A 2,780-nucleotide genomic window follows, 5' to 3' on the forward strand; every position below is an offset into this window, starting at 1 on the left:
AAAGGTGGATATGTTATGAAGGATAAGAATGTTGGGTTTAAGTACAATAATATAGAGAAGAAGAATAAGAATTTTATGTATAACAATCTTAAAAGAAGTAATTGTTATAACTGTGATTTTACAGGGTCTAACTTTAACTATGTTAGCTTTAGAGGAGCACATATGAAGTCTAGTGATTTCTACGGGTGTACTTTTAAGGAAGCAGAGTTTATAGGTGCTAATCTTAAGAAGAGTAAGTTTAGAGCAGCTAAGTTTGATGGAACTATATTTGAGGGAGTTAATCTTGAGGGATGTGAGTTTAAGGATGCTGTATTTAAGAATACGATTTTCCTTAATACGGATCTAAGCGAGGCTAAGGGAATTAACCTAAAGGCAGAGGGAATTAGAGTATTTGATGAAATGCCTGAGGTTGAGATAAGCACAGAACTTGAAGAGGCACTAAATGCTGCACTTGAGAATAAGATTATTAAGGACTCTAGAACATTAGATGATAAGAATGGTAACATTAATAAGCTTATAGTTATGATTCTACTTGAGAAGTTTAGTGAGAAGATATTAGTTAGTGGACTTAAGAGATTTACAGATGAAATTAACAAGGAATTCTGCACACTTAGTTATATAACAAGAACAATTAAGTCTTATGTTGATGGTGGATTAATATAATAATAAAACTAAAGTCATACTACTAGGGAAAGCCTTAGTATTATGACTTTTATTTTTAAGATAATTTTTGATGTTTACTAGAAAAGTAGAATTTAAAGTTACAACTAGTTGCTATAACTAGTGTTAATAATGTTAGGTAAAACCCATAGTGGGTAACGGATAAACTAGTAAGTATATCAATTTTATCAGCATAGATAATTACTGGATAGGTTAAGAATAAATATAATTGATAGGCTATAATAAGAGAGCTAGATATAGCTGCAATTAGGTATTCCTTAATGTAAGTGCATATTATTGCTACAAAAAACAATAGTATTAAAGGAGTATTAAGTAAGTAGTATTTTCCACTTCCATCATCAATATCCCTGCAGAAATAAAACCATGGAAGGAAAAAACAAAGCATACTTGTAATTAATGTTCCTATAACAAGAGATTCCTTATTTAAAAATCTTTTCATAATATCACCTCGTTGTTTATTATAATATCACTTTTAAATCTAAAATAAGTAAAAAATTAGTTAAATATACAGAAGAAGTATATGTGATATAGGGTAAGTTAGTTGAATAGTTAACATACCTATTATGAATACTAGTAATGTGATAATATTAACTAAATGAATAATTGGTATTATTTAATAATTATTATAAAGTGGTGATAATATGAGTGGATTTAATTTTAAAAATACATATATAGAACTTCCAGAGGATTTTTATACTTATCAGAGACCTACTAGTGTTAGTGATCCTAGTGTTGTAGTATATAATTCTTCACTTGCACAGGAACTTGGAATTAACCTAACTGATGATGATGTTATTAGGTTTTTATCAGGAAATATTCTAATAGAGGGTAGTGAGCCTATTTCACAGGCATATGCAGGCCATCAGTTTGGTCATTTTACTATGCTTGGAGATGGAAGGGCAATATTACTTGGAGAGCATATAACTCCAAGTGGGAAGAGATTTGATGTACAATTAAAGGGGCCTGGAAGAACTGCCTATTCAAGAGGTGGAGATGGAAGAGCAGCACTTGGACCTATGCTTCGTGAATATATTATAAGTGAAGGAATGCATGGACTTAGGATTCCTACAACTAGAAGTCTTGCTGTTGTAGAAACAGGTGAGGATGTTTATAGAGACACTGTACTTAAAGGAGCAGTTCTTACTAGAATAGCAAGTAGCCATATTAGGGTTGGAACATTCCAATTTGCTAGATGGGTTAGGGATGTTTATGAACTTCAAGAACTTGCTGATTATACTATAGATAGACATTACCCAGAGTGTAGAAAGGCAGAGAATCCATATCTAGAATTATTAAAAAGAGTTGTAGAGGTTCAAGTAAGGCTTATAGTTAAGTGGAACCTAGTTGGATTTATCCATGGGGTTATGAACACAGACAATGTATCTATAAGCGGTGAAACAATAGATTATGGACCATGTGCATTTATGGATGTCTATAATCCATCAACTGTTTTTAGTTCAATAGATAGAAGTGGTAGATACAGCTACAAGAACCAGCCTAGTATAACAGTATGGAACCTATCAAGATTTGCTGAAACACTAATTCCCTTAATACATGAGGATGAGGAAACAGCAATTAATCTTGTTAAGGAAGAATTGGCTAAGTTTCAAAGAAGATATACAAGAAGTTATATAGAAGGAATGGGCAGGAAAATAGGTCTTAGTGAAATAATCCAAGGAGATAGCTATCTTATTGAAGGTCTGTTAACAATTATGCAAAATCAGGAAGAGGATTATACTAATACATTTGTTGCATTAACTAGGGAAGATTATTCTCTTGTGAAAAACCCTGAAAGTGAAGACTTTAAAAACTGGCTTAAACTATGGAGAGGTAGACTATCTGTTCAAGGTGAAGATGAGACTTTAGTTAAGAAGAGAATGATGGAGAATAACCCTGTTATTATTCCAAGAAACCACCTAGTAGAAGAAGCTCTAAGTAGAGCAGAAGATGGGGATATATCAATGGTTAATGAAATGGTATCATACCTTAAAAGTCCATTTGATTATAATAAGGACTATGGTAAATATGCTATGGTAGACACGTCAAATAAGACATATAGAACCTTCTGCGGAACATAAATATAAAAAAGGATGCACAAT

At 32.1% G+C, this 2,780-nt stretch carries 3 protein-coding genes; 2 read left to right on the plus strand and 1 reads right to left on the minus strand.

From position 1 onward, the window contains the following. The first annotated feature begins 15 nt into the window (after nt 1–15). Entirely contained in the window at nt 16–663 is a 648-nt protein-coding gene (locus RR539_RS10715; RefSeq protein WP_332483861.1) for a pentapeptide repeat-containing protein, read from the plus strand. Between the two features lie 55 nt (nt 664–718). On the opposite strand, the gene RR539_RS10720 is transcribed toward RR539_RS10715, so the two are convergent. Further along, the gene (locus RR539_RS10720; protein WP_332483860.1) at nt 719–1,120 is read right to left on the minus strand and encodes a hypothetical protein; all 402 of its coding nucleotides are present in this window, start codon (nt 1,118–1,120) and stop codon (nt 719–721) included. Nucleotides 1,121–1,322: 202 nt separating this feature from the next. Here RR539_RS10720 and RR539_RS10725 point away from each other — a divergent pair, with 202 nt between their 5' ends. Continuing rightward, nucleotides 1,323–2,759 (plus strand): protein adenylyltransferase SelO, encoded by a 1,437-nt coding sequence (locus RR539_RS10725; protein ID WP_332483859.1) that lies wholly within the window; start codon nt 1,323–1,325, stop codon nt 2,757–2,759. Nucleotides 2,760–2,780 lie beyond the last annotated feature (21 nt).

It is taken from the genome of Clostridium sp. (assembly GCF_036639235.1).
Classification (GTDB): Bacteria; Bacillota; Clostridia; order Clostridiales; family Caloramatoraceae; genus Clostridium_AB.